Genomic DNA, 23850 nt, shown 5'->3' with positions numbered 1-23850 from the left:
CGGGGTATGCAACGGCGCACGCCCGGCACGAAGGGAGGGGCGCCCGCGCCAACTGGCGGCTGAGAGGGGTTAGTTCGTGCATGCTTTGTCACGCGGCACCACATCGACACCGGTCACGATCGCAGTTCCACCGTCGCTCTCTCTCCCGGTGATCGAGGAGGGGTTTCCCCGGCAACTCCACCCGTATTGGCCGAAGTGTCAGGAGAAGACCCGGGCCTGGCTGCTCGAAAAGCGGCTCATGCCGGCGGACAAGGTGGAGGAATATGCCGACGGCCTTTGCTACACCGACCTCATGGCCGGGTACTACATCGGCGCCTCCGACGAGGTCATGCAGGCGATCGCCGACTACAGCGCGTGGTTCTTCGTCTGGGACGACCGTCACGACCGCGACATCGTGCACGGCCGCCCTGTCGCCTGGCGGCGGCTGAGGGACCGGCTGCACGCGGCCCTCGACTCCCCCGGGGAGCACCTGCACCACGAGGACCCACTGGTCGCCGGGTTCGCGGACAGCGTGCTGCGCTTGTACGCGTTCCTGGGCCAGACGTGGAACCTCCGGTTCGCCCGGCACTTCCACGCGGTGATCGACGCCTACGACCGGGAGTTCCACAACCGCACCCGGGGCATCGTCCCGACGGTCGAGGAATACCTGCAACTGCGCCGGCTCACCTTCGCGCACTGGATATGGACGGACCTGCTGGAGCCGACCGCCGGCTGTGAACTCCCCGACGCCATACGGAAACACCCGGCGTATCGGCGGGCGGCACTGCTCAGCCAGGAATTCGCCGCCTGGTACAACGATCTGTGCTCCCTCCCGAAGGAAATCGCGGGCGACGAGGTGCACAATCTCGGAATCAGTCTCATCACCCATGAGGGGCTGACTCTGGAACAGGCGGTCGTGGAAGTCAGGTGCCGTGTCGAGAAAAGCATCACCGATTTCCTCGAGGTCGAGCAGGAAGCCTTGCGGTTCGCCGACGACCTCGCCGACGGATCCGTGCGGGGAAAGGAATTGAGCGCCGCCGTGCGGGCCTGCCTGAGCAATACGCGGAACTGGTTCAGCTCCGTCTACTGGTTCCACCACGAGTCCGGCCGGTACATGGTCGACAGCTGGGACGACCGGTCCACGCCCCCGTACGTCAACAACGAAGCGGCAGGTGAGCAATGACCGTCGAGTCTGTGCAGCCCGAAACGCCGTCGGCCGTGGAGCTGCGGGAGCCGCCCCGGGCGGGCGGGGGTGTCCCCGTGCTCGGGCACGGCTGGAAGCTGGCCCGCGACCCGCTGGCCTTCATGTCCCGGCTGCGCGAGCACGGCGACGTCGTGCGGCTGAAGCTCGGGCCGAAGACGGTGTACGCGGTCACCGCCCCGGCCCTGACCGGCGCACTGGCGCTGAGCAACGACTTCATCATCGCCGGGCCGCTGTGGGAGTCCCTGGAGGGCCTGCTCGGCAAGCAGGGCGTGGCCACGGCGAACGGCCCGCTTCACCGGCGCCAGCGGCGCACCATCCAGCCCGCCTTCCGGCTCGACGCGATCCCCGGCTACGGCCCGATCATGGAGGAGGAGGCGCACGCGCTCACCGAGCGCTGGAAGCCGGGCGAGACGATCGACTGCACCTCCGAGTCCTTCCGGGTGGCGGTGCGCATCGCGGCCCGCTGTCTGCTGCGCGGCGACTACATGGACGAGCGGGCGGAGCGGCTGTGCGTCGCCCTCGCCACCGTCTTCCGTGGCATGTACCGGCGGATGGTGGTCCCGCTCGGACCGCTCTACAACCTGCCGCTCCCGGCCAATCGGGAATTCAACCGGGCCTTGGCCGATTTGCATCTCCTCGTCGACGAGATCATCGCCGAGCGCCGGGCATCCGGTCAAAAGCCGGACGATTTGCTGACGGCATTGCTGGAGGCGAAGGGCGAGAATGGCGACCCGATCGGGGAACAGGAGATCCATGATCAGGTCGTTGCGATCCTCACCCCGGGCAGCGAAACCATCGCCTCCACGATCATGTGGCTGTTGCATATGCTCGCGGAGCACCCCGAACACGCCGACCGAGTGCATGACGAAGTGCGAGCGGTCACCGGTGGGAGGCCGGTGGCATTTGCAGACGTCCGAGGACTCAGGCACACCAACAATGTCGTCATCGAGTCCATGCGTTTGAGTCCGGCCGTCTGGATTCTGACCCGCCGGGCGGTCAGGGATACGGAACTCGGTGGATACAGTATTCCGTCCGGGGCGGACATCATCTACAGCCCGTACGCGATCCAGCGCGACCCGAGGTCGTACGATCGGCACCTGGAGTTCGACCCCGACCGCTGGCTTCCGGAGCGGGTCACGGACATCCCGAAGCACGCCATGAGCCCCTTCAGCGTGGGCAACCGCAAGTGCCCGAGCGATCACTTCTCGATGGCCCAGCTGACGCTGGTCACGGCGGCGCTGGCGACGAAGTACCGCTTCGAGCAGGTGCCGGGCTCGAAGGACGCCACCCGCGTCGGGATCACGCTGCGGCCGCACGACCTGCGGGTGCGGCCGGTGGCGAGGTGAGGACCCCCGGGCTCAGGCCGCCTCGGGGCCCCTGAACGTCCGCCGGTAGGCGTTCGGGGTCGTCCCCACCGCCCGGACGAAGTGGTGGCGCAGTGTGGCCGCGTTGCCGAACCCCGTTCGGCCGGCGATCGCGTCCATGGTCTCGTCCGTCGCCTCCAGCAGCCGCTGGGCCAGCAGCACGCGCTGGCGCAGGATCCAGCGGTAGGGAGTGGTTCCGGTCTCCTGCTGGAAGCGGCGGGCGAAGGTGCGCGGGGACATGTGGGCGTGGACGGCGAGCTGCTCGACGGTGACCTCCTCGTCGAGATGGCGCTCCATCCACGCCAGCACCTCGCCGATCGTGTCGGCCTCGGTGTGGGGGAGCGGGCGCTCGATGTACTGGGCCTGGCCGCCGTCGCGGTGCGGCGGCACCACCATCCGCCGGGCGATCTTGTTGGCGACCTCGGTGCCCTGCTCCTTGCGCACCAGGTGGAGGCAGGCGTCGATGCCGGCGGCCGTGCCGGCGGAGGTGATCACCGGGTCCTCGTCGACGTAGAGCACGTCCGGCTCGACGACCACGCGCGGGTACTGCCGGGCGAGGTCCTTCGCGTGTTTCCAGTGCGTGGCGCACCGGCGGCCCTCCAGCAGCCCGGCCGCGGCCAGCACGAAGACCCCGGAGCAGACGCTCAGCACGCGCGCACCGCGGTCGACCGCGCGACGCAGCGCGTCCAGCAGCTCCGGCGGGAAGTCCCGGGACGCGTAGCTGTGCCCCGCGGGCACGGCGATCAGATCGGCCGTCTCCAGCCGCTCCAGACCGTGCTCCACCCGGAGCGAGAAGCCCGAGTTCATACGCAGCACCGGGCCCTCGGCCGAGGCGACCGCGAAGTCGTAGACCGGCAGGCCTTCGTCGCTCCGGTCCGTGCCGAAGACTTCGCACACCACACCGAGTTCGAAGGGGTTCACGCCGTCTAGGAGGGCGACGGCCACGTTCTGCAGCATGGATCCAGTGTGCCTCGCCGTTGGCAGTAATTCGAGGGTCTACGGCAGTACTGCCACTGACGGTAAGGAGTAAACGGCGCGACAGTGGTGTCCATGAATACGAACCAGATCGAAGCACTCATCGGACTGTCCGCCACCTTCGCCATCCTGGTCCTCCTGATCCTCCCGTCCGTGATCGGCCTGGTGCGCGAGCATCGCATCGACCGTCAGATCCGGGAGGCCCAGGAGGCCCGCGGAGAGCGTCCGGCTCAGAAGTCCTCGTCCAGGTCGACGGTGCCCTCCACCGCCACCTGGTACGCGGAGGGCCGCCGCTCGAAGAAGTTGGTCAACTCCTGAACCCCCTGGAGCTCCATGAAGGAGAAGGGGTTCTCCGAGCCGTAGACCGGAGCGAAGCCGAGGCGGGTGAGCCGCTGGTCGGCGACGCACTCCAGATACTGCCGCATCGACGCGGTGTTCATGCCCGGCAGGCCGTCACCGCACAGGTCGCGCGCGAACTGCAGCTCGGCCTCGACGGCCTCCCGGAGCATGTCCGTCACCTCCTGCTGGAGCCCGTCGTCGAACAGCTCCGGCTCCTCCTTGCGGACGGTGTCGACCACGTCGAAGGCGAAGGACATGTGCATCGTCTCGTCGCGGAACACCCAGTTGGTGCCGGTGGCCAGGCCGTGCAGCAGGCCGCGGCTGCGGAACCAGTAGACGTACGCGAAGGCGCCGTAGAAGAACAGGCCCTCGATGCACGCCGCGAAGCAGATCAGGTTGAGCAGGAACCGGCGGCGGTCGGCCCGGGTCTCCAGCCGGTCCAGCTTCTCCACCGAGTCCATCCACTTGAAGCAGAACGAGGCCTTCTCGCGGATGGACGGGATGTTCTCCACGGCCGCGAAGGCCGCCGCCCGGTCCTCCGGGTCGGGCAGATAGGTGTCGAGCAGCGTCAGATAGAACTGGACGTGCACGGCCTCCTCGAAGAGCTGCCGCGACAGGTACAGCCGCGCCTCCGGGGAGTTGATGTGCTTGTACAGCGTCAGCACCAGGTTGTTCGCGACGATCGAGTCGCCCGTGGCGAAGAAGGCGACCAGCCGGCCGATCAGGTGCTGCTCCGCCGGTGACAGCTTGGCGAGGTCGGCGACGTCCGAGTGGAGGTCGACCTCCTCCACGGTCCAGGTGTTCTTGATGGCGTCCCGGTAGCGCTCGTAGAAGTCCGGGTAGCGCATGGGGCGCAGGGTGAGTTCGAAGCCGGGGTCGAGAAGGTTCTGAGTGCTCATTACTGGCAGGCCTCGCAGGACTCGGGGTTTTCCAGGGAGCAGGCGACCGCTTCGGGGTCCGGGGTGGCCTGCGCGGGAACGGTGGCCTGGGCGGCGCGGGCGATGCGGGTCGCCGGGCGCGAGCGCAGGTAGTACGTCGTCTTCAGCCCGGACTTCCAGGCGTAGGCGTACATCGAGGAGAGCTTGCCGATGGTCGGCGTCTCCAGGAACAGGTTCAGGGACTGGGACTGGTCCAGGAACGGGGTCCTGGCCGCCGCCATGTCGATCAGGCCGCGCTGCGGGATCTCCCACGCCGTGCGGTAGAGGGCGCGCACGTCCTCGGGGATCCAGGCGAAGTCCTGCACCGAGCCGCTGGCCTCGCGCAGGGCCTCCCGGCTGCGGGCGTCCCACACGCCGAGCCGCTTGAGCTCGTCCACCAGGTAGGAGTTGACCTGGAGGAACTCGCCCGACAGCGTCTCGCGCTTGAACAGGTTGGACACCTGCGGCTCGATGCACTCGTACACGCCCGCGATCGAGGCGATGGTGGCCGTGGGGGCGATCGCGAGGAGCAGCGAGTTGCGCATGCCGGTCGTGGCGATGCGCTCCCGCAGCGCCGCCCAGCGCTCCGGCCAGGTCAGCTCCACGTCGTAGTGGTCCGGGTGCAGCACGCCCCGGGCCGTACGGGTCTTCTCCCAGGCCGGCAGCGGGCCACTCCGCTCGGCGAGGTCGGCGGAGGCCTCGTACGCGGCGAGCATGATCCGCTCGGCGATGCGGGTGGACAGGGCCTTGGCCTCCGGCGAGTCGAAGGGCAGGCGCAGCTTGAAGAAGACGTCCTGGAGGCCCATCGCGCCGAGGCCGACCGGACGCCAGCGGGCGTTGGAGCGGCCCGCCTGCTCGGTCGGGTAGAAGTTGATGTCGACGACCCGGTCGAGGAAGGTCACGGCCGTAACGACGGTCTCGTCAAGACGCTCCCAGTCCAGGTCGCCGGTCGATGTGTCGACAAAGGAACCCAGGTTCACCGAGCCCAGGTTGCAGACCGCCGTCTCCCCGTCGCTGGTGACCTCCAGGATCTCCGTGCAGAGGTTGGAGGAGTGGACGACGTGGCCCGGCTCGGCCGTCTGGTTGGCGGTGCGGTTGGCGGCGTCCTTGAAGGTCATCCAGCCGTTGCCGGTCTGCGCGAGGGTGCGCATCATGCGGCCGTACAGCTCACGGGCGGGCAGGGTCTTCCTCGCCAGGCCCTTCGCCTCGGCCGCCCGGTACGCGGCGTCGAACTCCTCGCCCCACAGGTCGACCAGCTCGGGCACGTCCGAGGGGGAGAACAGCGACCACTGCGCGTCGGCGTTCACGCGCCGCATGAACTCGTCCGGCACCCAGTGCGCCAGGTTCAGGTTGTGCGTGCGGCGGGCGTCCTCGCCGGTGTTGTCGCGCAGTTCCAGGAACTCCTCGATGTCGGAGTGCCAGGTCTCCAGGTACACCGCGGCCGCGCCCTTGCGCCGGCCGCCCTGGTTCACGGCGGCGACCGAGGCGTCGAGGGTCTTCAGGAACGGGACGATGCCGTTGGAGTGCCCGTTGGTGCCGCGGATGAGCGAACCGCGGGCGCGGATGCGGGAGTAGGCGACGCCGATGCCCCCGGCGTGCTTCGACAGCCGGGCCACCTGGTGGTACCGGTCGTAGATGGAGTCCAGCTCGTCCTTGGGGGAGTCGAGGAGGTAGCAGGACGACATCTGCGGGTGCCGGGTGCCCGAGTTGAACAGGGTGGGGGAGGAGGGGAGGTAGTCGAGGCGGCTCATGAGCCCGTACAGGGCCGCGACCTCCTCCAGCGCGCGGGTGGTGTCGTCCTCGGCGAGGCCGCTCGCCACCCGCAGCATGAAGTGCTGGGGCGTCTCGACGACCTTGCGGGTGATCGGGTGCCGGAGCAGGTAGCGGCTGTGCAGCGTGCGCAGGCCGAAGTAGCCGAAGCGGTCGTCGGCGCCGGTGTCGATCAGGTCGTCGAGCCGGGCCGCGTGCAGCCGGACGAACTCGGCGGTGCGGTCGGCGATGAGGCCCTCGCGGTGGCCGACCGCCACGGACTCGGTGAAGGACGTGACGCCCTGCGAGGCGGCCTCCTCGCGGATGCCGATGGTCAGCAGCCGGGCGGCCAGCCGGGAGTAGGCGGGGTCCTCGGAGATCAGACCGGCCGCGGCCTCCGTCGCCAGCTCCCGCAACTCCGCCTCGTCCGCGGCGGCGGACCGGCCGCGCAGCGCTGCGGCGGCGACCCGGCCGGGGTCGGCGTCGGGGAGGTCGGCGGTCAGCTCGGTCAGGGTACGCAGCAGCGCGGTACCGGGAGCGTCCTGCTCCTCCTCGGCGGCTGAGACCGGTTCGGCTGGCGCGATGGTCACGTGGGGCTCTCCCTCGCTCGGCACGGGGGCCTCGTCGAGGGCAGGGGGCAGCACACGAGCGCACGCGGCGTCGCGTCCACCGGCCCATTCCACGAGGCCCGGACGTCAGGGCACACCGGCCGGGTGGCCGGGTGCGCTGTCGGCAGGTCCTCGGACTGACGCCCATGCGCCTGTACGGGCATGGGTACACCGTTGCGGGACAGTTCCGGATTCACACCGGATTCCCCTGCGGCGACAGCGAGCATGAGCATACATCTTGTGTTGGGTTCGGTTGGCACCCCCAGATGTTGTGTCGCGGTGGTGTCGGAGCGTCAACTCGTAGGTGAGGAGAGTGATGCCCGGAAGCTCCGGGAGGGGGTTCCGGTCCCGCTCGGGGGTGCGAGTGGAGCCCAGTCGTTCCGTCGTCGGGACAGGCCCCAGCCGTCAGGTCGCCGAGGCTCCTGCATTCGGTGGGTTCCGCACGGCGGACCAGGAAGTCCGTGCAGTGAGTGGGTACGACAGCGGACCGCCGTTGTGCTTGATGCCGGCGGCCCGCTGCGGGTGTTGTGTGGTTGTTCGTGCCCAGGCGGCGGGGCCGCACGGTGATACGGCCTCGCGCCCCTGGGCAGGCGCGCTCAGGCTGCGCTAGTGGCTCGTCCCCGCGGTCGCCGGCGGGAGTTCCACCTGGACCCCGGGGTCGCCCGCGTCCGCCGTGTAGTCCTCCGGCTTGGTCTCGTCGACGCCGTCGGGGGCCTTCAGGGCCTTCAGGGCGAAGGTCAGGACGACCGTCACCACCGCGTTCAGGACGAACGCCGTGAGGCCGATGTAGCCGATCTCGCCGATGCCCGGGATCTCCTTCGCGGAGCCGCCGAAGTGCTTCTGGGTCGGGGAGGCGACGCCGTACGCGGCGACCGTGCCGTAGATCATGCCGACCGCCCAGCCCGCGAGCAGGGCCCAGCGGTGGAACCAGCGGGTGAACAGGCCGCCGACCAGCGCCGGGAAGGTCTGCAGGATCCAGATGCCGCCCAGCAGCTGGAAGTTGATGGCGACCGTCTTGTCCATGGTGAGGACGAAGGCCAGCGCGCCGACCTTCACCAGCAGGGAGACCAGCTTGGAGACCTTGGTCTCCTGGGCCGGAGTGGCGTCCGGCTTGATGAAGTCCTTGTAGATGTTGCGGGTGAACAGATTCGCGGCCGCGATGGACATGATGGCCGCGGGCACCAGCGCGCCGATGCCGATCGCCGCGAACGCCACGCCCGCGAACCAGTCCGGGAACATCGTCTCGAACAGCTGCGGGATCGCGAGCTGCCCGTTCTGCACCTTGATGCCGGCCGCGATCGCCATGAACCCGAGCAGCGCCAGCAGACCCAGCATCAGCGAGTACAGCGGCAGGATCGTGGTGTTGCGGCGGATCACCTCACGGCTCTTCGAGGACAGCGTCGCCGTGATCGAGTGCGGGTACATGAACAGCGCCAGGGCGGAGCCCAACGCCAGCGTGGCGTAGGTCCACTGGCCCGGCTCGGCCGGTGTCAGCGCACCGCGCGGCGCGCCCGTCGCCGGGTTGGTCTGGCTGTACGCCTCACTGGCCTTGGCGAAGATGTCGTCGAAGCCGCCCAGCTTGATCGGGATGTAGATGATCGCCACCGCGATGACGATGTAGATCAGCGTGTCCTTCACGAACGCGATGAGCGCGGGTGCCCGCAGACCCGAGGAGTACGTGTACGCCGCCAGCACGCCGAAGGCGATCAGCAGTGGCAGGTCCTTGATGAACCAGTTGGTGTTCTCGCCGCCGCCGACGCCCATCACGTCCAGCACGGCCTGGATGCCGACCAGCTGGAGCGCGATGTACGGCATCGTCGCCAGGATGCCGGTCACGGCCACCGCCAGCGACAGGCCCTTCGAGCCGAAGCGGCCGCGCACGAAGTCGGACGTCGTGACGTAGCCGTGCTTGTGGGACACCGACCACAGGCGGGGCAGGAAGGTGAAGATCAGCGGGTAGACCAGGATCGTGTACGGCACGGCGAAGAAGCCGGCCGCGCCCGCCGCGTAGATCGCCGCCGGCACGGCGACGAAAGTGTACGCCGTGTACAGGTCGCCGCCGAGCAGGAACCAGGTGATCCAGGTGCCGAACGAGCGGCCGCCCAGGCCCCATTCGTCCAGGCTGTGCTCGTTCTCGGCCTTGCGCCAGCGCGCGGCCAGGAAGCCCATGACCGTCACGGCCAGGAAGAAGAAGATGAAGACGCCGAGCGCGACGCCGTTCACGCCGTCCTTCACTGCGACGCACCGCCCTTCGCGGCCGAGCGGGCGCGCTGGTCACGCTGCCACAGCTTGTAGGCGATCATCGTCAGGACGGTGGAGATGAGCACCCACGCCATCTGGTACCAGTAGAAGAACGGGATCCCGATGAAGGCCGGGTCGGTCTTGGCGTACGAGCCGACCCACAGCATGGCCACGAACGGCGCTATGAGGCAGACGGCGATGACGACGCGCATGGGCGTCACCACCGGCCCTCCACTGGCTTCTGGGGCTTGCGACATCAGGCGGCTCCGTCCCCTTGGTGATCACCTGTGTAATGCGCAGGCAATCTAGGTCAGGGTGTGCCGATAGCGGAACCCCTCGTCCGCAATGCGACCCAACCGAAACCGGGCTTCAGCAGTGACGGAAGCGCGCCGGGCGCCTAGTCGGCGGGCCGCTTCAGCCGTGCCACGAACTTGTACCGGTCGCCCCGGTAGACCGACCGCACCCACTCCACCGGCTGGCCGCCCCGGTCCAGCGAGTGCCGGGAGAGCATCAGCATCGGCAGCCCCACGTCCGTGCCGAGCAGGCCGGCCTCGCGCGGGGTGGCCAGGGACGTCTCGATGGTCTCCTCGGCCTCCGCGAGATGGACGTCGTAGACCTCGGCCAGCGCCGTGTAGAGGGACGTGTACTTCACCAGCGAGCGCCGTAGCGCCGGGAAGCGCTTCGCGCTGAGGTGCGTGGTCTCGATGGCCATCGGCTCGCCGTTGGCCATGCGCAGCCGCTCGATGCGCAGCACGCGCCCGCCGGGCGTGATGTCGAGCAGCCCGGCCAGGCGGTCGTCGGCGGTGATGTAGCCGATGTCCAGCAGCTGCGAGGTGGGCTCGAGGCCCTGGGCGCGCATGTCCTCGGTGTACGAGGTCAGTTGCAGCGCCTGCGAGACCTTGGGTTTGGCGACGAACGTGCCCTTGCCCTGGATGCGCTCCAGCCGGCCCTCGACGACCAGTTCCTGCAGCGCCTGGCGCACGGTGGTGCGCGAGGTGTCGAACTCCGCCGCCAGGGTGCGCTCGGGCGGGACCGGCGTGCCGGGCGCCTGGGTCTCGGTCATGTCGAGCAGGTGTTTCTTCAGGCGGTAGTACTTGGGCACGCGCGCGGTACGGACGGGCACCCCGTTCTCGTTCTCCGCACTGCTGACGTCGGTGCTCATGCTCCGCCTTCCCGGCTGGGTCTGCCGACACGATCCCACTTGTATACCGTCGGCGCCTCTTTTGGTCTAGTCCACCAATCGCTGTGGTCTACCCGCAGTATGCCGTGCCCACCCGGGTTTTCGCTGCCTTCTTACTTAAAGGTTCCTGCATATGTAGGTCGCATAACGGCTGGTCAGGGCTGTATCGCGACCCTTGACAGGCCCTCTGGTCTGGTCCAAGCTCCCCGTACTGGTCTACACCATTGGTCCAGGCCCGGCCCCACGTTCACTGCGGGGAGCCAGGGGGGTTGTGGGATCCCTGAGGAGGGTGGCGTGAAGCGCAAGCTGACAGCCGCGATCGGTATCGCGGGCATGATGGTCTCCATCGCGGCATGCGGCGGCGAGGGCGGCGGGGGTTCCGACAAGGGCGCGGACGCCAAGGAGCTGACCGTCTGGCTCACCGTCGACGCGCAGAACAACTGGCCGGAACTGGTGAAGGCCGCCGACGCCGCGGTGAAGAAGAAGCACCCCGGCGTCAAGATCAACCACGAGTACTACGGCTGGTCCGACAAGAACGCCAAGCTCGACGCCGTCCTCGCCACGGACAAGGCCCCCGACGTGGTCGAGATGGGCAACACCGAGATGCTCGGCTACATGGTCAAGGGCGCCTTCGCCCCCCTCGACCAGGCCAAGTTCGACAACTCCGACGCCTGGCTGGACGGCCTCAAGGCCTCCGTCACCTACGAGGACAAGACCTACGGCGTCCCGTACTACGCCGGCGGCCGCGTCGCCAACTGGCGCAAGGACGTGGCGGCTTCCGTCGGCGTGAAGTCGGCGCCCAAGACGTACAAGGAGCTCACAGCCGCCCTGGACAAGATCCAGAAGAAGCAGGGCGACAAGTACAACGCCTGGTACCAGCCCACCCGCGACTGGTACGCGGCCATGTCCTTCGTCTACGACGCCGGCGGCGCCATCGCCACCGAGTCGGGCGGCCAGTGGAAGGCCTCCCTCTCCTCGCCCGAGTCCCTCAAGGGCCTCACCGAGTTCAAGAACGTCGTCGACAAGTACATGCACGGCGACAAGACCAAGGACGAGTCCGACCGCTACATCGTCTACGGCCAGGGCAAGTCCGCCATGATCTTCGCGGCCGCCTGGGAGGGCGCGACCGCCGAGGACCCCAAGAACGACAAGACCGGCAAGCTCAAGGGCAACCTTGAGAACTTCGTGATGCCCGGCCCCTCCGGCAAGAACATGCCCGTCTTCCTGGGCGGCTCCGACCTCGCCGTGCCGGTGAAGTCCGACGCGCAGGCCCTGGCCGCCGAGTGGATCAACGCCCTCACCGGCTCCTCCGGGCAGAAGGGCCTGATGGCCAAGGGCAACCTGCCCAACAACAAGACCGACCTCGCGACGCTCAAGAACGACCCGAAGACGGCGGTCCCCGCCACCGCGGCCGAGTCCAACTGGTTCGTCCCGATGGCCCCCGGCTGGGGCCAGGTCGAGAAGGCGCAGATCCTGCAGACCATGCTGCAGAGCATCGGCACCGGCAAGAAGTCCGTCGAGGCCGCCGCCAAGGACGCGGACGCCGCGATCGACAAGGTCATCAACACCAAGTGACCTGCGCGCGGGGCTCCCTGGCCTGCGGAGCCCCGCCGCCGTCAAGACCTGAGGGACCGCCGAGGAGCGCGCGATGAGTGCCGCAGACACCACCACCCCCGCCAAGGTGCCGCCACCGCGGCAGGCACCGCCGCCGCCCCCGAGGAACCGGCGGCCCCGCGGGCAGCGCACGTCGGGCGGGGCCGCCACCCCCTGGCTGCTGCTCGCGCCCTGCCTGCTGATCCTCGCCCTGGTCATGGGCTATCCGCTGGCCCGCCTGGTCACCCTGTCCTTCCAGAAGTTCGGCCAGTCCCAGCTGTGGGGCTTCCAGCCGGCCGAGACGGTCGGGTTCGACAACTTCGCCAAGGTGCTGGGCGACGGCGAGTTCTGGGCCGTCGTCCTGCGCACGATCGTCTTCGCCGCCGGAGCCGTCGTCTTCACCATGGTGATCGGCATGGCCCTCGCCCTGCTGCTCCAGCGGGTCTCCGGCTGGCTGAAGATGCTCATCAACATCGTGCTGGTGGCCAGCTGGGGCATGCCGGTGATCGTCGCCACCACGGTGTTCAAGTGGCTCTTCGACTCCGACTACGGCGTCTTCAACGCGCTGCTCAGCAAGCTGCCCGGCGTCGAGATGATCGGCCACAACTGGTTCGCGAGCGGCCCCGAGGGCCTGGCCGTGATCATGCTGCTGGTGATCTGGGGAGCCGTGCCGTTCGTGGTCATCACCCTCAGCGCCGGTCTCACCCAGGTCCCCAAGGAACTGGAGGAGGCCGCCCGGCTGGACGGCGCGGGCTCCTGGGGCGTCTTCCGCTTCGTCACCCTGCCCGTCCTCAAGCCGATCATCGTGATGCTCACGACCCTGTCGGTCATCTGGGACATGGGCGTCTTCCCCCAGGTGTTCGTCATGCGAAACGGCCACCCCGAGCCGGAGTTCCAGGTCCTCAACACCTACTCCTACGACCGGGCGTTCGTGGTCAACGACTACGCCCAGGGCTCCGCCATCGCGCTGATCACCGTCCTGCTGCTGCTCGGCGTGGTCGCCGTCTACATGCGGCAGATGCTGAAGATCGGAGAGGTCGAATGAGCACGTTCGCCGGAGCCGGCCGCCACAAGTCGCGGCTCGGCTGGAACCTCCTCGGCCTCCTCGTCTTCGTCGTCGCCGGCTTCCCGCTCTACTGGATGCTCAACACGGCGTTCAAGCCCGCCAAGGACGCCATCGATTCGGATCCGAGCCTGCTGCCGACCGGCCTCACCTTCGACAACTTCGGCCGGGCGCTGGACATCGCCGACTTCTGGGGTCCGGTGGGCCGCAGCCTCGTGGTGTCGCTGGCCGTGGTCGTGATCGGCATGGTCGTCGGGCTGCTGGCCGCGCTCGCCATCTCCCGGTTCGCCTTCCGCGGCCGCAAGATCGTGATCGTGGGCATTCTCGCGGTCCAGATGGTGCCGCTGGTCGCCATGATCATCCCGGTGTTCCTGCTGCTCAACGACCTGGGCCAGTACGACCGGCTGACCGGCCTCATCATCACCTACCTGACCTTCGTCCTCCCCTTCACCGTGTGGACGCTGCGGGGCTTCATCGTCAACATCCCGAAGGAACTGGAGGAGGCCGCCATGGTCGACGGCTGCTCCCGCACCGGCGCCTTCCTCCGGGTCGTCTTCCCCCTCCTGGCCCCCGGCATGGTCGCCACCTCGGTCTACGGCTTCATCCAGGCCTGGAACGAGTACCTCTACGCCCTGATGCTGCTCAGCCAGAAGAACCAGACCGCGACCGTCTGGCTCGGCAACTTCACCACCAAACACGGCACCGAATACGCCCCGATGATGGCCGGCGCCACGATGATGGCCGTGCCGATCGTCGCCCTCTTCCTCCTCGTCCAGCGCAAGATGGCCGCGGGCCTGACCGCGGGCGCAGTGAAGGGATGACCTCACCCGATGACGACACTCGCCAGCGGCACCGACACGCTCACCCGCGACGCCCTGACGGTCCTCCAGCCCGGCTTCACCGGCACCACCGCCCCCGACTGGCTGCTGCGCCGGCTCGGTGAGGGCCTCGCCTCCGTCGGACTGTTCGGCCGCAACATCGCCTCCCCCGGCCAACTGGCCGCGCTGACCGCCCAGCTGCGGGCCGAGCGCGACGACGTCCTCGTCGCGATCGACGAGGAGGGCGGCGACGTGACCCGCCTGGAGGTGCGCAGCGGCTCCTCCTTCCCGGGCAACCATGCGCTCGGCGCGGTCGACGACGTGGAGCTGACCCACCAGGTCGCCCACGAACTGGGCCGACGCCTCGCCTCCTGCGGCGTCAACCTCAACTGGGCCCCGTCCGCCGACGTGAACTCCGACCCGCGCAACCCGGTCATCGGTGTCCGCTCCTTCGGCGCCGACACCGAACTGGCCGCCCGGCACACCGCCGCCTATGTGACCGGCCTGCAGTCCGCCGGCGTCGCCGCCTGCACCAAGCACTTCCCGGGCCACGGCGACACCGCCGTCGACTCCCACCACGCCCTGCCGCGCATCGACGTCTTCGCCGACGTGCTGGCCGAACGCGAGCTGGCCCCGTTCCGCGCCGCCATCGCCGCCGGCACCCGGGCCGTCATGAGCGCCCACATCCTGGTCCCCGCCCTGGACCCGGACCGCCCGGCCACCCTCTCCCGCCGCATCCTCACAGGCCTGCTCCGCGACGAACTCGGCTACGACGGCCTCATCGTCACCGACGGCATGGAGATGCGGGCCATCGCCGGCACCTACGGCATCGAACGCGGCAGTGTCCTCGCCATCGCCGCGGGCGCCGACGCCATCTGCGTGGGCGGCGGCCTCGCCGACGACGCGACCGTCCTGCGCCTGCGGGACGCCCTGGTCGGAGCCGTGCGGGCGGGCCAACTCCCCGAGGAGCGCCTCGCGGAGGCCGCCGACCGGGTCCGGGCACTGGCCCGCTGGGCCGGCACGGCGGCCAGCCCTGCCGAAAGCACCCACGGTACCGAGATCGGCCTGCACGCCGCCCGCCGCGCCCTCACCGTGACCGCCGCGCCGGGCCTCGGCAGCCCCGACACCTTCGAGCCCCTCACCGAACCCCCCTACGTCGCCGCCCTCACCCCCGTCGCCAACATCGCCGTGGGCGACGAGACCCCCTGGGGCGTCGCCGCCGAGCTCATCCACCTCCTGCCGGGCACGGTGACGGGCAGCTTCTCCGCCGGTGACGGCCCGGAGAACGAGGCCGGGGAGAACGCGGGCCGGGCGGCCCTCCAAGCGGCCGGCCCCCGACGCATCGTCGCCGTCGTCCGCGACGAACACCGCCACCCCTGGATGGCCTCGGCCCTCGACGCCCTGCTGACGGCCCGCCCCGACACGATCGTCGTCGAGATGGGCGTCCCCCAGGCGACCCCCCGAGGCGCCCTGCACATCGCCACCCACGGCGCGGCCCGCGTCTGCGGCCGCGCCGCGGCCGAGGTGATCGTCGGCGGTCCGGGGGCGTGAGGGCACTCCGGTGAGCGGCTGGCCGGGTGGCGTCGTGCGTGCCGAGCCCGGGCCACCCGCTCAGCCCGTGGACAGACCCGGTGTGCTCGTGCGCGCTCGGCGGGGCCGCCCATGTCCCGCGATGCGCCCGGCCGGGGCCCGGTCTCTTGCGGTGACCGCTGCCGCGGCGTCGGCGGGCGCCGCCCGGCACGAGACTCCACGGAGGGCACGGCGACGACTCCGTCGGCCGACCCGGCCGTTGTTGCGCTGCAGGCCGCCCGCCCGGGGTGGACCTTGTGAGCGGAACGCAGCCGCGTTCTCGCCAGGTCCCACCCCGTGACGACCCTGCTCCTGGCCGCGGCGGCGGTCGCTCTCTGATCACGGACGGGGCCGCTGGCGACGCCGCAAAGGCAGGCCGGTTTGCGCGCCCAGGACGAGCCGGCCGATGACGACGATGTGCTGGAGCCGGGGTTCTCGGCCGCTAGGGCTGTCGGCAGCCAGAACCTCGGAGGCCAGGACTCCCGGCGGGCAGGTCCCCCTGCGGGCAGGACTCTCGGCGGGCAGGACCTTCGGTACGCAGGCTCCTCGGCGGCGGAGACTCTCGTCCGTATCAGACGGCGGGCAAACGGCGCCGCCGTCGCGTGCCGGTTGGCGAGCATCGCGCCCACCCCCAGCCCAGGGCGCGGCAGCTCGCGGCGGATCCGGCGGCCTGTGAGAGGCCTCAGATCCCCTGCCACTCCGGCTTGTTGAGGTACGTGTGCCGGAAGTAGTCCGCCAGCTTCAGCTTCGACGCGGCGGCCTCGTCGACGACGACGGTCGCGTGCGGGTGGAGCTGGAGCGCGGACGCGGGGCACACCGCGGCGATCGGCCCCTCCACCGTCGCCGCGACGGCGTCCGCCTTGCCCTCACCGGTGGCGAGCAGCACCAGATGACGGGCCTCCAGGATGGTGCCGATGCCCTGCGTGATCACATGGTGCGGCACCTGGTCGATGTCGCCGTCGAAGAAGCGCGCGTTGTCGATCCGGGTCTGCTCGGTGAGTGTCTTGATCCGCGTCCGTGAGGCCAGTGACGAGCAGGGCTCGTTGAAGCCTATGTGCCCGTCCGTCCCGATCCCGAGCAGCTGAAGGTCCACACCCCCGGCGTCCGACAGCGCCTTGTCGTAGGCCTCGCACGCCCCCTGCACGTCCTCCGCCGTGCCGTCCGGGCCCGTGAACTGGTCCATCCCCATCCCGAGCGGCTCCAGCACCTCACGGCGCAGCACCGAGCGGTAGGACTCCGGATGTTCGGCGGGCAGCCCCACGTACTCGTCGAGCTGCGCGATCCGGGCCTGCCCGACGTCCGCGGCACCGGAGCGCACCTTCGCCGCCAGCGCCTCGTACACGGGGAGCGGCGTCGAGCCGGTGGCGACGCCGAGCAGGGCGCCCGGCTTGCGCCGGAGCAGCTTGGCCATGGCCTCGGCAATGAGCTCGCCGCCCGCCTTGGCGTCCGGAACGATGACAACTTCCACGCTGGGCCTGCCGATCTGAGAGGAGTGCTCAACTGGGACTGGACCCGGGAGGGGTCGTGTGGTTTAGACCAATCTAACAGAGCGGTTCTGTCCCTCCCAGGGTGAAGACCGTTGCTCCCAAGCGGGCAGCGCCGCCGTGCCCACCGGGCCACCACGGGGTGAACAGCGCCGCTCCGCGCGGGATACGGAGGGGTGGGGAGTGACGCGGAAGCAGGAGGGCGGCCTCCCGGGCGGGCGCCGTGCGGCCCGGGGGAGTGGAATGGGTCTGCAGCCGCCCCGCCCCGCCCCGGAAGGACCTCGTCATGACAGCAGCCGCCTCACCGGACCCCTTCCCCGCCGCCACACCGGACACCATCAGCGAACTCCCGGGCCGGGCCATGGCCCGTGAGATGGCGGAGCAGCCCGCCGTCCTGCGACGGATCCTGTCCGAGGGCGCCCCCGCCATCCAGGACGTGGCCCGGCGGATCGCCGCCCGCGCACCCCGCTTCGTCCTGCTGACCGCCCGTGGCACCTCCGACAACGCCGCCCTGTACGCCAAGTACCTCCTGGAGATCCGGCTCGGCCTGCCCTGCGGACTCACCTCGATGTCCACCACCACGGCCTACGGCGCCCGGCCGGACCTCACCGACGTCCTCGTCGTCACCGTCAGCCAGTCCGGCGGCTCCCCGGACCTGGTCGCCTCGACCCGGGCCGCCCGCGAGGCCGGGGCGATCACGCTGGCCGTCACCAACAACCCGGACTCACCGCTCGCCGGCGTCTCCGAGCACCACATCGACATCATGGCCGGACCAGAGGAGGCCCTTCCCGCGACCAAGACCTACACCGCCTCCCTTCTCGCGCTCTACCTCTTCGTCGAGGGCCTGCGCGGCGGCGACGGCGCGCCCGCGCAGGTGCTGCCGGACCGCGCCGAGCAGCTGCTCGCCCGGCAGGGTGAGGTGCGCACCCTCGCCGCCCGCTACCGCTTCGCCGAGCGCATGGTGATCACTTCCCGCGGCTACGGCTACCCCACGGCCAAGGAGGCCGCCCTCAAACTGATGGAGACCAGCTACATCCCCGCCCTGGCCTACTCCGGCGCGGACCTGCTGCACGGACCGCTCGCCATGGTCGACAACGTCTCCCCGGTCATCGCCGTGGTCACCGACGGCAAGGGCGGCGAAGCGCTCCAGCCCGTCCTGGACCGCCTGCGCGGTCGCGGCGCCGACCTCGTCGTCATCGGCCCCGGGCGCCAGGTCGAGCAGGCATCGGCCGGCTTCGTCATGCCCACCGGCGACGTGGCCGAGGAGGTCCAGCCCGTGCTGGAGATCATCCCCCTCCAGCTCCTCGCCTACGAGGTCACCATCGCCATGGGGCAGGATCCGGACGCGCCGCGGGCGTTGGCCAAGGTGACGGAGACCCACTGAAGGCGGGGAGTCCGCGAACGTCATCGCGGTCGGCGGGGGAGACCTGGCCGGCCACGTCCATGGCGGTCAGGTCACCGCGGCCAGTGAGGCCCGCCCGTTCACCCCACACCACCCGGTCCCCGCCCCACAGTCCGGCCGGCCGCCGCGGCTACGTGAGCGATCCCCCCGTCACATCCACCCAACTCCCCGTCACCCAGCGCCCCCCGTCCGACACCAGGAACGCCACCACGTCGGCGACCTCGGCGGGCTCGCCCACCCCGCCCAGTGCCGATATCGCCGAGGCCTTCGCCCAGCCGTCGGGGGTGCCGCGCAGCAACTCTGCCGTGTTGTCCGTGTCGATGATCCCCGGGGCCACCGAGTTGACCGTGATGCCCCGGTGCCCCAGCACCTTGGACAGGTCCCGGGAGAGGACGTCCAGCGCGCCCTTCGTCATCGCGTAGGCCACGTTGTCCGGCATCACCGCCGTGCGGGCCAGCCCCGACGAGATGTTGACGACCCGGCCGCCGTCCCGCAGGCGCGTCATGCCGTGCTTGATGATGAAGAACGGCGCCTTCACGTTCACCGCGAAGGCCTCGTCATACTCCCGCTCCTCCAGCTGCCCGATCGGCCGTGTGTTTCCGATCGCCGCGTTGTTCACCAGGATGTCCAGCCCGTCCGCGTGCCGGTCGAACTCCGCCCACAGCGCCTCGGCGGCCCCCGGCGTCCCCAACTCCACACCCACCGCGAACGCCGAGCCCCCGGCCCTCTCGATCGCCGCGACCGTCTCCTTCGCCGCCGACTCGTTCCTGCCGTAGTGCACCGCGACCCTCGCGCCGTCGCGTCCCAGCCGTTCGGCGATTCCGCGTCCGATGCCCCTGCTCGCTCCCGTGACGAGTGCGGTCCTGCCTGTGAGCACGCCCATGGTGGCGCCCCCCTTCTCATTTCCCTAGCGGTCGCTACAAAAATGACCGTACAGCAGCCCGCAGACATTTCTCTAGTGCCCGCTATAAAATGCACCCCATGGTGAACGACGACGGAACCGCCAAGGCCTCGCAGGGGCCCGAAGCCGCGAGCGCGAGAGCCGCCGGGGGCGGCAAGGCCGGGACCAGGCGCCGCGGCCGCCCCCGCTCCTTCGATCGCGAGACCGCGCTGGAGAAGGCCCTCCTCGCCTTCTGGGAGCACGGCTACGAGGCCACGTCCGTCTCCGATCTCACCCGCGTCATGGACATCGGTGCCCCCAGCCTCTACGCCGCCTTCGGCGACAAGCGGTCTCTCTTCGACGAGGTCGTCCGCGTGTACGGCACGAGATACGGGTCCTTCACCGACCGCGCCCTCGCCGAGGAGCCCACCGCCCGGGACGCCGTCGAGCGCACCCTGCGCGAGGCCGCCACCGCGTACACCGAACCCGGCCACCCGCACGGCTGCCTCGTCGTCCACGCGGCGGCGAACTGCTCGAACCCCGAGGTGGAGCAGTCGCTGCGGGACCGCCGCAACGCCAACATCGCCGCGTTCGAGAGCCGCATCCGGGCCGACGTCGCCGCCGGCGTGCTGCCGCAGGCCACCGACGCCGCCGCACTGGCCCGCCACACCGGAGCGATGATCCAGGGCATGTCACAACAGGCACGCGACGGGGCGAGCCGGGAGGAACTGGAGGCGGTCGCGGAAATTGCCCTCTCCATCTGGCCCCGCACAGGAACCCGCACGGGTTAGGCTGCCTGCTGGACGCCGCTGCGTCCGACGTGTCGCGGAAAAAGACAACAACGAACAGCCTCCCACGCATGGACACCCGCAAGTGGTCTAGTCCACAATGCGTGACGAGAGCGCGTGTGCAACGCGCACCAGCCTCCGTCTTCCCCGCACAGGAGGACGGACCGAGGAACCGAGGCTCTCTGCCCTGACTGCCCCGGCTCCTCATCCTTCGGCCGACCGGGACCGCACACCCCACGGCCGATGCTGCTCCGGGCTGCGGTGCCGGGAGGGTTGAGGGTCCCTCTCAGGCGCCGCGGCCCGCGGGTGTTTCAGGGCCGTACGAACCCCCGGGTACGCTCGCAGACGTGCCCTCCATGAACGAACTCGTACGCCAGCACACCGCACTCGACGACACCGACCTCGAGTGGCTGCACCTGCTGGTCTCGGAGTGGCAGCTGCTCTCCGACCTCTCCTTCGCCGACCTGGTCCTGTGGGTCCCCACCAGCGACGGCACCCGGTACGTCTCGGTCGCCCAGATGCGGCCCAACACCGGCCCGACCTCGTACCAGGACGACATGGTGGGCCACCTCGTGCCGCGCGGCCGGCGGCCGATGCTGGACGCCGCCCTCGACGAGGGCCGCATCGTGCGCGAGGGAGACCCCGAGTGGCGCGAGGAGGTTCCCGTCCGGGTCGAGTCGATCCCCGTAAGGCGGGAGGGGCGCGTCCTCGGCGTCATCGCCCGCAACACCAACCTCCTCACCGTGCGGACCCCGAGCCGCCTGGAACTCACCTATCTGCAGAGCGCCTCCGACCTGGCGCAGATGATCGCCGCCGGGTCCTTCCCGTTCGCGAACCAGCAGCTCGACATGGACGCCTCGCCCCGGGTGGGCGACGGCCTGATCCGGCTCGACGCCGACGCCATCGTCCAGTACGCCTCCCCGAACGCCCTGTCCGCCTACCACCGGCTCGGCCTCGCCTCCGACCTCGTCGGCCAGCACCTGGGCAAGACCACCGCCGAACTCGCCCCGACCCGGGGCCCGGTGGACGAGGCGCTCGCCAAGGTCGCCAGCGGCTGGGCACCGCGCGAGTTCGAGATCGAGGCCAGTGACGGGGTCATCCAGTTCCGTGCGATCCCGCTCAAGCCGAAGGGCACCCGCATCGGTTCCCTCGTGCTGCTCCGCGACGTCACCGAACTGCGCCGGCGTGAGCGCGAGTTGATCACCAAGGACGCGACGATCCGGGAGATCCACCACCGGGTCAAGAACAACCTCCAGACGGTGGCCGCGCTGCTCCGTCTCCAAGCCCGTCGCATCGAGTCCGACCGCGGGCGCGAGGCCCTCGAAGAGGCGGTGCGCCGCGTCGGATCGATTGCGATCGTGCACGAGACGCTCTCCCAGAACCTGGACGAGCGGGTGGAGTTCGACGACATCGCCGACCGTGTGCTGGCCATGGTCGCGGAGATCTCCCCGGGCAAGGTCGCGGGCCGGCGCACCGGCCGCTTCGGCATTCTCGACGCCGAGGTGGCCACCCCGCTGTCGATGGTGCTGACCGAGGTGCTGCAGAACGCGCTGGAGCACGGCTTCCGTGAGGGCGACACCGGCACGGTTGAGGTCTCGGCCGTCCGCGGCGGCACGGCCAAGGAGGCCCGGCTGCTGGTCACGGTCCAGGACGACGGGGTCGGTCTGCCCGAAGGGTTCGATCCGCACACCGCCGGCAATCTCGGCCTGCAGATCGTGCGGACCCTGGTGGAGGGCGAGTTGGGCGGCACCTTCGACATGGTCCCGGCCCCGGAGCGCGGCACCCGTGTGATCCTCGACATCCCGGTGCCGTCGCAGAAGTGACGGAATCGCAGAAGTGATGCAATCCGGGACCCCGCCAAGGGGCCTCGGTAAAGCAATGAGCCCCGGGCCACCAAGTGGCCCGGGGCTAAAGCTCGTTGCTGCTTAACTAAGCGCATCGGGGGAACTGCGCGCTGCGGCTCGGGGGCGGGAGATGCGTACTCGCTGTACGCGCCGCCAAGCTCAGGCTGTCAGCAGGGGTGGGTTGTCAGGCGGAGGCCTGACGGGCCCGGTTGCGGGCAGCGCGGCGCTTCATGGCGCGACGCTCGTCCTCGCTGAGACCACCCCAGACGCCGGAGTCCTGGCCGGACTCGAGCGCCCACTGCAGGCACTGCTCCATAACCGGGCAGCGACGGCAGACGGCCTTGGCTTCCTCGATCTGCAGCAGCGCAGGACCGGTGTTGCCGATGGGGAAGAAGAGCTCGGGGTCTTCCTCGCGGCAAACGGCGTTGTGACGCCAGTCCATGGCTGCTACCTCTCCTTGGTATTACGTGCAGGTTGCTTGTGAATGTGAACGCTTTCACGAATCCCTCAACAAGTGAAGGGCCGACTGCCAGGTTCCCCGGCGAAGGTCCTGTGAGTTGAAGAGGGGTTCTGGTGATCAGTGGAGGCCGGTGTTGCGGGCCGTCTCGATCGCCACGTAGAGACTCGCAAACCTCAGCGGCGGATACAACCCCTTCTGGAAAGTTTTTTTTGATTCTTCGGTGTCGACTAGGTCACAGCCGTACTTCCATGGGGTGGATCCTGGCCTAAACGTTCGAGTGAAAGGACTTTAGCCAGTTCTGCTCACACAATCACACGCAGTGCACGGCGTACGCCTGTGAACGTCACGCTTGTTCGCAGCCCCAGGTGGTCGCCGTCCATCTGGAGGGGGAGCGGGACCTTCGAATGCAAGGTGAACTCTGTCAAGTCGTGCAGAGATGTGGCGTGCTTGCCATGGGGTCCCCGCTCGGGGGACGAAGTGAGCAACTGGGTGCCATACCGGGCAACCGCCGCGGTCGACAGGCGGCTGAGACCGAAGAGATCGAGCCCGGTATCGAACGAGGCTTTAGGCGCCGCGTAGATCGGGCGATTGCCCAGAAACGTCCATGGCGAGGTGTTCGAGACTATGGACAGCACCAGATCGGTGATCGGGTCCTCGCCGGCCCGCTCCAGCGTGATCGTCCCGTTGCGGCGGTTCGGCTCGCCCAGGAGCTGACGCATCACCTGGCGCACGTAGAGAGCGTGTGTGGATTTCCTGCCGCGCTCGCGATGCTGCTCCACACGGCCCACCACACCGGCGTCGAAGCCGAGCCCCGCGTTGAAGGTGAACCAGCGGGAGGGCACCGCCTCGTCCTCCGTGCCCGGCGTGCCGGATGTCAGGCCCAGCCCGACGGTTCGCTCGCTGCCGTCGCGCAGGGCGTCCAGCAGTGCGCCGGTGGCTTCCACGGCGTCGTTGGGCAGGCCCAGGGCGCGGGCGAAGACGTTGGTGGAGCCGCCCGGGACCACGGCGAGGCCGGGCAGACGGCCCGGGGCGGGGCCGGCGTGCAGCAGGCCGTTGACCACTTCGTTGACCGTGCCGTCGCCGCCGAGGGCCACCACCAGGTCGATGTCGTCGCTGTCGGCCGCGTGCCGGCCGAGGTCGCGCGCGTGGCCGCGGTACTCCGTGGTGACCGCCTCCAGCTTCATCTCGCTGGCGAGCGCATGGATCAGCACGTCGCGCGTGCGCGCACTCGTGGTGGTTGCCGCCGGATTGACCACGAGAAGTGCACGCATGACTGGCAGCGTACCTACTGGGTGGTACTGGGCCCATACCGAGGTAGGGATCAGGTAAGAGGAGGGGGGTGAACCGTGCCACGGGGGGCGTGTACGGCGGGGGCTACTCTTCAGGTGTGAGC

20 protein-coding genes, 1 pseudogene and 1 riboswitch are annotated in these 23850 nt (G+C 69.6%); of the genes and pseudogenes, 10 read left to right on the top strand and 11 right to left on the bottom strand.

What is annotated here, in order from left to right; genetic code table 11:
- Positions 1-76 precede the first annotated feature (76 nt).
- Both cyc1 and K4G64_RS11110 read left to right on the top strand, forming a co-directional pair.
- On the top strand, positions 77-1162 hold the full coding sequence (cyc1, locus tag K4G64_RS11115) for an epi-isozizaene synthase (RefSeq protein WP_221755864.1): 1086 nt from the start codon (positions 77-79) through the stop codon (positions 1160-1162).
- Positions 1159-2529, top strand: coding sequence for a cytochrome P450 (locus K4G64_RS11110; protein ID WP_221755863.1), 1371 nt, complete (start codon positions 1159-1161; stop codon positions 2527-2529). Before cyc1 ends, K4G64_RS11110 begins: the two co-directional genes overlap by 4 nt.
- Before the next feature lie 12 nt (positions 2530-2541).
- Here K4G64_RS11110 and K4G64_RS11105 read toward each other — a convergent pair whose 3' ends face one another.
- Positions 2542-3504: a GlxA family transcriptional regulator gene (locus K4G64_RS11105; protein WP_221755862.1), complete on the bottom strand. Its 963-nt coding sequence runs from the start codon at positions 3502-3504 to the stop codon at positions 2542-2544.
- Positions 3505-3597: 93 nt separating this feature from the next.
- On the opposite strand from K4G64_RS11105, the gene K4G64_RS11100 reads away from it, so the two are divergent.
- Positions 3598-3840 carry a hypothetical protein gene (locus K4G64_RS11100; RefSeq protein WP_221755861.1) on the top strand — a complete coding sequence of 81 codons (243 nt, stop codon included), beginning with the start codon at positions 3598-3600 and terminating at the stop codon, positions 3838-3840.
- On the opposite strand, the gene K4G64_RS11095 is transcribed toward K4G64_RS11100, so the two are convergent.
- From K4G64_RS11095 to K4G64_RS11075, 6 genes and pseudogenes are all read right to left on the bottom strand, one after another.
- On the bottom strand, positions 3753-4760 hold the full coding sequence (locus K4G64_RS11095) for a ribonucleotide-diphosphate reductase subunit beta (protein ID WP_221755860.1): 1008 nt from the start codon (positions 4758-4760) through the stop codon (positions 3753-3755). The genes K4G64_RS11100 and K4G64_RS11095 overlap by 88 nt on opposite strands.
- Entirely contained in the window at positions 4760-7117 is a 2358-nt protein-coding gene (locus K4G64_RS11090) for a ribonucleoside-diphosphate reductase subunit alpha (protein ID WP_221755859.1), read from the bottom strand. The genes K4G64_RS11095 and K4G64_RS11090 overlap by 1 nt, the downstream gene beginning before the upstream one ends.
- Positions 7118-7240: 123 nt before the next feature.
- Positions 7241-7385, bottom strand: a riboswitch (cobalamin riboswitch).
- 38 nt (positions 7386-7423) lie between these two features.
- Positions 7424-7516: pseudogene (locus K4G64_RS40065) on the bottom strand (GNAT family N-acetyltransferase); the annotation flags it as partial.
- Positions 7517-7741: 225 nt separating this feature from the next.
- On the bottom strand, positions 7742-9370 hold the full coding sequence (mctP, locus tag K4G64_RS11085; RefSeq protein ID WP_221755858.1) for a monocarboxylate uptake permease MctP: 1629 nt from the start codon (positions 9368-9370) through the stop codon (positions 7742-7744).
- A complete protein-coding gene (locus K4G64_RS11080) occupies positions 9367-9633 on the bottom strand; it encodes a DUF3311 domain-containing protein (protein WP_107051731.1) in 267 nt (88 codons plus the stop codon). The genes mctP and K4G64_RS11080 overlap by 4 nt, the downstream gene beginning before the upstream one ends.
- Positions 9634-9773: 140 nt before the next feature.
- Positions 9774-10538 carry a GntR family transcriptional regulator gene (locus K4G64_RS11075; RefSeq protein WP_097220267.1) on the bottom strand — a complete coding sequence of 255 codons (765 nt, stop codon included), beginning with the start codon at positions 10536-10538 and terminating at the stop codon, positions 9774-9776.
- Between the two features lie 312 nt (positions 10539-10850).
- Between K4G64_RS11075 and K4G64_RS11070 the strand changes: the two genes are divergently transcribed.
- The 4 genes from K4G64_RS11070 (at position 10851) to K4G64_RS11055 (ending at position 15581) form a co-directional block, all read left to right on the top strand.
- Positions 10851-12131, top strand: coding sequence for an extracellular solute-binding protein (locus K4G64_RS11070; RefSeq protein ID WP_221755857.1), 1281 nt, complete (start codon positions 10851-10853; stop codon positions 12129-12131).
- Positions 12132-12204: 73 nt separating this feature from the next.
- On the top strand, positions 12205-13194 hold the full coding sequence (locus K4G64_RS11065; protein WP_221755856.1) for a carbohydrate ABC transporter permease: 990 nt from the start codon (positions 12205-12207) through the stop codon (positions 13192-13194).
- Positions 13191-14033, top strand: a complete 843-nt coding sequence (locus tag K4G64_RS11060) for a carbohydrate ABC transporter permease (protein WP_221755855.1) — start codon at positions 13191-13193, stop codon at positions 14031-14033. Before K4G64_RS11065 ends, K4G64_RS11060 begins: the two co-directional genes overlap by 4 nt.
- A gap of 9 nt (positions 14034-14042) precedes the next feature.
- The gene (locus K4G64_RS11055; protein WP_221755854.1) at positions 14043-15581 is read left to right on the top strand and encodes a glycoside hydrolase family 3 protein; all 1539 of its coding nucleotides are present in this window, start codon (positions 14043-14045) and stop codon (positions 15579-15581) included.
- A gap of 700 nt (positions 15582-16281) precedes the next feature.
- Here K4G64_RS11055 and nagB read toward each other — a convergent pair.
- Entirely contained in the window at positions 16282-17067 is a 786-nt protein-coding gene (gene nagB / locus K4G64_RS11050) for a glucosamine-6-phosphate deaminase (RefSeq protein WP_221755853.1), read from the bottom strand.
- A 302-nt stretch (positions 17068-17369) separates the two neighbouring features.
- Here nagB and K4G64_RS11045 point away from each other — a divergent pair, with 302 nt between their 5' ends.
- Positions 17370-18467, top strand: coding sequence for an SIS domain-containing protein (locus tag K4G64_RS11045; protein WP_221755852.1), 1098 nt, complete (start codon positions 17370-17372; stop codon positions 18465-18467).
- Positions 18468-18615: 148 nt separating this feature from the next.
- Here K4G64_RS11045 and K4G64_RS11040 read toward each other — a convergent pair whose 3' ends face one another.
- Entirely contained in the window at positions 18616-19368 is a 753-nt protein-coding gene (locus tag K4G64_RS11040; protein ID WP_221755851.1) for an SDR family oxidoreductase, read from the bottom strand.
- A 98-nt stretch (positions 19369-19466) separates the two neighbouring features.
- Here K4G64_RS11040 and K4G64_RS11035 point away from each other — a divergent pair, with 98 nt between their 5' ends.
- Positions 19467-20156: a TetR/AcrR family transcriptional regulator gene (locus tag K4G64_RS11035; protein WP_221755850.1), complete on the top strand. Its 690-nt coding sequence runs from the start codon at positions 19467-19469 to the stop codon at positions 20154-20156.
- A 353-nt stretch (positions 20157-20509) separates the two neighbouring features.
- Positions 20510-21976: a sensor histidine kinase gene (locus tag K4G64_RS11030; protein ID WP_221755889.1), complete on the top strand. Its 1467-nt coding sequence runs from the start codon at positions 20510-20512 to the stop codon at positions 21974-21976.
- Between the two features lie 205 nt (positions 21977-22181).
- On the opposite strand, the gene K4G64_RS11025 is transcribed toward K4G64_RS11030, so the two are convergent.
- Positions 22182-22439: a WhiB family transcriptional regulator gene (locus tag K4G64_RS11025; RefSeq protein ID WP_016639615.1), complete on the bottom strand. Its 258-nt coding sequence runs from the start codon at positions 22437-22439 to the stop codon at positions 22182-22184.
- A gap of 320 nt (positions 22440-22759) precedes the next feature.
- Complete coding sequence (locus K4G64_RS11020; RefSeq protein ID WP_221755849.1) at positions 22760-23728, bottom strand: diacylglycerol kinase family protein; 969 nt, start codon at positions 23726-23728, stop codon at positions 22760-22762.
- Between the last annotated feature and the right edge of the window lie 122 nt (positions 23729-23850).

Origin of the sequence: Streptomyces sp. WAC04114 (assembly GCF_019733245.1) — a bacterium.
Taxonomy (GTDB): domain Bacteria; phylum Actinomycetota; class Actinomycetes; order Streptomycetales; family Streptomycetaceae; genus Streptomyces; species Streptomyces massasporeus_A.
The sequence above is the reverse complement of the archived record's forward strand: the minus strand, read 5'-3'. Positions and strand labels throughout refer to the sequence as shown.